The 4,984-nt window shown below is 56.4% G+C and carries 5 protein-coding genes and 1 pseudogene; 2 read left to right on the plus strand and 4 right to left on the minus strand.

The features are described 5' to 3' along the window. The 3 genes and pseudogenes from IZU87_RS17000 to IZU87_RS17010 all read right to left on the minus strand — a co-directional run. Positions 1-752 (minus strand): annotated as a pseudogene (locus IZU87_RS17000) (hypothetical protein); the annotation flags it as partial. A gap of 4 nt (positions 753-756) precedes the next feature. Next, complete coding sequence (lspA, locus tag IZU87_RS17005; protein ID WP_027957956.1) at positions 757-1,260, minus strand: signal peptidase II; 504 nt, start codon at positions 1,258-1,260, stop codon at positions 757-759. Further along, complete coding sequence (locus tag IZU87_RS17010; RefSeq protein WP_027957955.1) at positions 1,257-3,443, minus strand: heavy metal translocating P-type ATPase; 2,187 nt, start codon at positions 3,441-3,443, stop codon at positions 1,257-1,259. The genes lspA and IZU87_RS17010 overlap by 4 nt, the downstream gene beginning before the upstream one ends. An 86-nt stretch (positions 3,444-3,529) precedes the next feature. Here IZU87_RS17010 and IZU87_RS17015 point away from each other — a divergent pair, with 86 nt between their 5' ends. Continuing rightward, on the plus strand, positions 3,530-3,988 hold the full coding sequence (locus IZU87_RS17015; RefSeq protein ID WP_027957954.1) for a MerR family transcriptional regulator: 459 nt from the start codon (positions 3,530-3,532) through the stop codon (positions 3,986-3,988). 28 nt (positions 3,989-4,016) lie between these two features. Here the strand turns inward: IZU87_RS17015 and IZU87_RS17020 are convergent, their stop codons facing one another. Next, a complete protein-coding gene (locus IZU87_RS17020; RefSeq protein WP_249330717.1) occupies positions 4,017-4,532 on the minus strand; it encodes a ZIP family metal transporter in 516 nt (171 codons plus the stop codon). A gap of 323 nt (positions 4,533-4,855) precedes the next feature. On the opposite strand from IZU87_RS17020, the gene IZU87_RS18210 reads away from it, so the two are divergent. Next, positions 4,856-4,984 (plus strand): transposase (locus IZU87_RS18210; protein ID WP_502711613.1); only part of this gene is annotated, 129 nt, incomplete at its 3' end.

The following is a 4,984-nucleotide window of genomic DNA, read 5'->3' on the forward strand; positions in this document are numbered from 1 at the left end:
CCGAGAGGTCTTCGAGGCCGCGAAGCAGCGTCACCCGGAGCGATGGTCAGGTGACATCCGAAAACTCGACCTGCCGGAGATAGTGCATTTGAATCCGGAGCGGGATCCGATACCGCAGGCAATAGGGTTTTAAAAAGCCAGAACCACTTCATGTGCCAACTATGTTGACAGATTCCGACCTCTACCCCTAACGTACCTGTCAGCGCGGTCATGAGTGACAGCAAGTACACACCACCAACGGGCGCCCATGGGGCTAGTGGAGAATCTACCTGAGAGGTGCCCAGCAATAACCAGGGAAAGCCGGTGAGCAACCAGGTGCGTAGCCATTCGCTCACCACCCACATACCGGCAAAGCTAAGACAGGCTAACCGTGGCCCCGTGATGCGCCGATAGAGCCCAAAGGGGATTGCAAAGAAGAGCGCCAGGGCGCTGACAAAAAGAGTGGTGAGGAGCATCGCCACCAAGGCCCCGGTGCCACTGAAATCGTGAATAGCAACGAAGACCCATGATGTGCCAGAACCGAACAGGCCTACCCCATAGCACCACCCACGCAGGGTGGCCATGGCGGGCGTTAGCGACTGTATCTTCCAATAGACCAGTGCCACGGCCACTGGGCCAAGCCACCATAGGGAAAAGGGGGCGGCACTCAAGGTGGTCATTACCCCAGCGGCGAGCGCTACAACGCAATCGACTATTGGTGAGGAGCGCCCAGCAAAAAGCGTATATTCTTTATCTTTATCGACCACATCCATAGCGTTACTCAGAGCGCTTAAAAGCAGGACTTTCACGCCATAACGCCACTGCGAACATCAATACACCTGCAAACAGAGCGATATCGGCCATGTTAAAGGCGGGCCAATGCCATTCGCCCCAGTAAATGTCCAGATAGTCGACGACGTACCCTCGCGCTAAGCGATCAACAGTATTACCGAGCGCGCCGCCAAGAATCAGGCTGTACGCACAGGCCTCCAAGCGCGACAGGGGTTTGCATAGCTGCACAACCAATACGACGACCACCACCAACGCTAAACCAAGAAAGAGGTAGCGCTGCCAACCCCCTGCTTCTGCGAGAAAGCTGAAAGCGGCTCCTGTGTTCCCGGTATAAACCCAGTTAAAAAACGGCGTTAGCGGAATGACTTGGCCAAACGACATCTGGGCGTGCACGATTTCTTTGACCAGTTGATCGGCTAGAGCCAATACGCAAGCAAATGTGAACCATGGCCAACGTCGTGAAGGGCTATCGTTTGGCGCTGTTCTCATGACGTTGTTTTTCCTTGTGACAGGCCTGTCATTGCGGTACTGGGCGAAAAGCGGTAACCCAGCAGTCGCATGGCGTTCAACGTCACCAGGACGGTAGCACCGGTATCGGCCATCACCGCAATCCACATGCCGGTAATACCCAGCGCCGTTGTAACTAGGAAAATGGCTTTTAAGCCAAGGGCGAGAACAACGTTGGTTTTCACATTGCGCAGTGTGGCACGAGAGAGGTCTATCAGCTCAGCGATGCCGGTAACGCGGTTCTTGAGCAAGGCTGCATCGGCGGTTTCCAACGCCACATCCGTGCCGCCCCCCATCGCGATACCCACATCGGCTGCCGCGAGTGCCGGTGCATCGTTGATGCCATCGCCTACTTTACCGATGGGGCCACGGCCAGCCGCTTGCCAGTCTCGAACATACGCTGCCTTGTCTTCAGGCATTAGTTCGCCGTACGCTTCAATGCCTAAGCGACCCCCCGTGGCAGCGACGGTGCGGGCATTATCACCGCTGAGCATGACCGCCTGTACGCCCAAACGGGATAGCGCCGCTAGGCCTTCAATGGCATCTTCGCGTGGCTCATCGCGAACCGCGATCAAGCCCAGTAAACGCTCGCCTTCGACGAGGAGAGCGAGGCTCTTACCGGCTTCTTCTAACGCGACAATCCGAGCACTGAGACTTTCCTCAAGGATGACTTTCTCGTGAAGGTGACGAGGCGTCATTAAGCTCAGCTCGCGACCCTCCACCTGGCCGGAAACACCGCGCCCCGCCAGAGCGCGGCCGCCGGTGACGGTGGGGAGGTTGATGCCCGACTGTCGGGCATGCTCAACGATAGCCGTGGCGATAGGGTGACTGGAATCCCGCTCTATTGCGGCGGCGAGCCGCAATACGCTGTTATCGTCTTCCTCAGCAATCCAAGACTCCACATCTGTGACTCTTGGGGTACCCGCAGTGAGGGTGCCCGTTTTATCTAATGCCACCAAGCGAAGCTTACCTAACTGTTCAAGAACGGCTCCCCCTTTGATCAGTAGTCCGCGCCGAGCTCCCGCCGAGAGACCGGCGGCGATGGCGGCTGGGGTGGAAATGACTAACGCGCAGGGGCATGCGATTAACAGCAATGCTAACGCACGGTAAATCGACTCCGACCATGCCATGGTCGATACCAGCGGTGGCACTATCGCCATCAGTAGGGCGAGTAAGACGACGGCGGGCATATAGTAATACGCAAAACGATCAATAAAGCGTGCTATCGGTGCCTTGGCGGCCTGTGCTTCTTCAACCAGACGAATAACGCGTGCGATCGTATTGTCATCAGCGCCTCGTGTTACCTCCACCTCCAGGGCGGCATCAAGATTCACTGTGCCAGCAAAAATGTCATCACCAGGCGCTCGCGAACGGGGTATGGACTCGCCGTTTACCGGCGACTCGTCAATGTCGGAGGTGCCCACCAGGATGCGTCCATCGCAGGGTACGCGATCACCGGGCCGCACCAGCACACGCTGCCCGGGTTTAAGTGACTCCGCCGAGACGTCACGCAGATGGCCATTGTCCATCAGCCTCGCCGTTGAGGGTGTTAAATTTGCCAAGGCTGAGATACTGCGGCGCGCTCGTGAAGCAGCTACCCCTTCGAGTAGCTCACCTACGGCGAACAAGAACACGACCATCGCAGCTTCAGCGGCAGCATTGATGGCCAATGCGCCAAGCGCAGCGATGCACATCAGCATCTCTATGGTAAAGGGATTGCGCATTTTGAGGGCGCCCCAGGCACTCTGCGCAATGGGTATTAAGCCGACTAGCGTGGCCAAAATGAAAGGCATATTACCCAGCGCAGGCCATGCTAAACGAAGCGCGAAGGCTACGATCAGCAAATTGCCTGTGATAATGACCAAGCGCCCTTTAGCGGTTTGCCACCAAGAGGATGAAGCACCAGGTGCGCGTGTTTGGCCATCATGGGAAGCCACTTGATAGCCTAGTTCGTTCAGGATGCCCTCAATGGTCTTTCGCGAGGGGGCCCCGTGATCGTGGTGGTGAATCTTCACTGATCCCGTGACCGAGCTTGCCGTGACTTCCTCAATGCCTTCCAGTCGCTCTAGCGCCGATACAACCTTGCGCTCACAACCGCCGCAGTCCATGCCTTCAACACGCAGCGTCAAGGTGGTAGGCGCTGTTGTCGGCGTTGATGTTTTCATGGTGCCTCTCCTGCCAATGGGCTATGGTTTTTAAGTGTAAACCTTGTAGCAACTACAGCTTCAAGCCCTGCCTAAGGAGTTTTACCATGTCGATGATCGGCCAAAGTATCAGCATTGGTGAGTTAGCACGACGAGCCGATTGCAAACCTGAAACGGTTCGCTATTACGAGCGTATTGGGCTGTTGCGCGATGCGACACGAACCGGTGGGGGGCAGCGCCGCTATGGAGACGACGCTGTGCGGCGCTTGACCTTTATTCGTCATGCCCGTGACTTTGGCTTTTCGGTGGAGTCAGTGCGAGAGCTTTTGGCCATGTCAGATCAACCTGATATGCCTTGCCAAGAAGTCGATGCCATCGCCACGCATCACCTAAAGAAAGTGGAGTCCCGCCTTCAACGACTGTCCATACTGCGTGAGGAGCTTCAACGGATGGTCACGCAGTGTGCCGGTGGTAAAGTGGAAAGCTGCCGAATCATTGAGGTCATCAGTGATCATCAACTCTGTATCACTGAAAAATCGCACGGAGGGGCTCTCGACTTGGGTTAGCACTAACGCTACGCCCCACGCCCAATGGTCAGCCCAGCGAAACATCCAAAAACAGCATGAGTACCAATCCGATGGAGAGGCCCAGCGTGGCCTTTTTTTGGTGCCCGCTTCGATGAGTTTCGGGAATAATCTCATGACTGATCACATACAACATCGCCCCCGCTGCAAAGGCCAACCCCCAGGGCAGTAGCGCTTGTGACATGCTGATGACTCCAGCGCCTAATAAGCCACCCAACGGCTCAACAAGCCCCGTAAGGGCGGCAATCGTCCATGACCGCCAACGTGAATAGCCCACGCCTAGCAGTGATACTGCTACGGCCAGTCCTTCTGGGGCATTCTGAAGTCCAATGCCAATCGCTAGTGGAATGCCTCCTTCGCTTCCCCCTGCGCCGAAGGCCACGCCAACGGCTAGCCCTTCTGGCAGGTTGTGTATCGTGATGGCAATAATAAACAACCAGATACGACGTAGTGAGGCAGCCTCTGGCCCTTCTCGCCCCTGTTCGAAGTGCTCATGAGGTAAGAGTTCGTTCAGTAGTGCGACCATTCCAATCCCTAGCAAGATGGCCGCACAGGCAATGGCAGCAGGTACCACGCTACCTCCGTAACGCAGCTCCGAGGCTTCTAAGGAGGGTATGATCAGTGAGAAGAAAGAGGCCGCTAGCATGACGCCAGCGGCGAACCCCAACGCTAAATCGCGAACACCACGATTCGGTCTTTTGGTAAACAAGATAGGAAGCGCCCCGACAGCCGTCATCAAGCCCGCGGCAAGGCTTCCCAATAGTAAGCGACCGGTGATCCCATCTACCGCAGAGTCCTGAATTCCGTCACGTTAGATGTCCACCTATCAATAAGTGGACACTTATCATGATGGAATCAAGCGTGTTGGAAGTTCCTCGCAAGCGTCGCCGCTTCACTGCCGCCTTCAAGGCCAGGATCGTCGAAGCGTGTCAGCAACCCGGTGCCTCCGTTGCCGGAGTGGCGTTGGAGCACAGCCTG

Origin of the sequence: Cobetia sp. MC34, from assembly GCF_018340035.1 — a bacterium.
Taxonomy (GTDB): domain Bacteria; phylum Pseudomonadota; class Gammaproteobacteria; order Pseudomonadales; family Halomonadaceae; genus Cobetia; species Cobetia amphilecti.

Excerpts from the sequence above, each read along its gene's own strand:
- lspA (WP_027957956.1), bottom strand. The coding sequence starts at position 1,260 with ATGAGAACAGCGCCAAACGATAGCCCTTCACGACGTTGGCCATGGTTC.
- IZU87_RS17020 (WP_249330717.1), bottom strand. The coding sequence starts at position 4,532 with ATGGTCGCACTACTGAACGAACTCTTACCTCATGAGCACTTCGAACAG.
- IZU87_RS17015 (WP_027957954.1), top strand. The coding sequence starts at position 3,530 with ATGTCGATGATCGGCCAAAGTATCAGCATTGGTGAGTTAGCACGACGA.
- IZU87_RS17010 (WP_027957955.1), bottom strand. The coding sequence starts at position 3,443 with ATGAAAACATCAACGCCGACAACAGCGCCTACCACCTTGACGCTGCGT.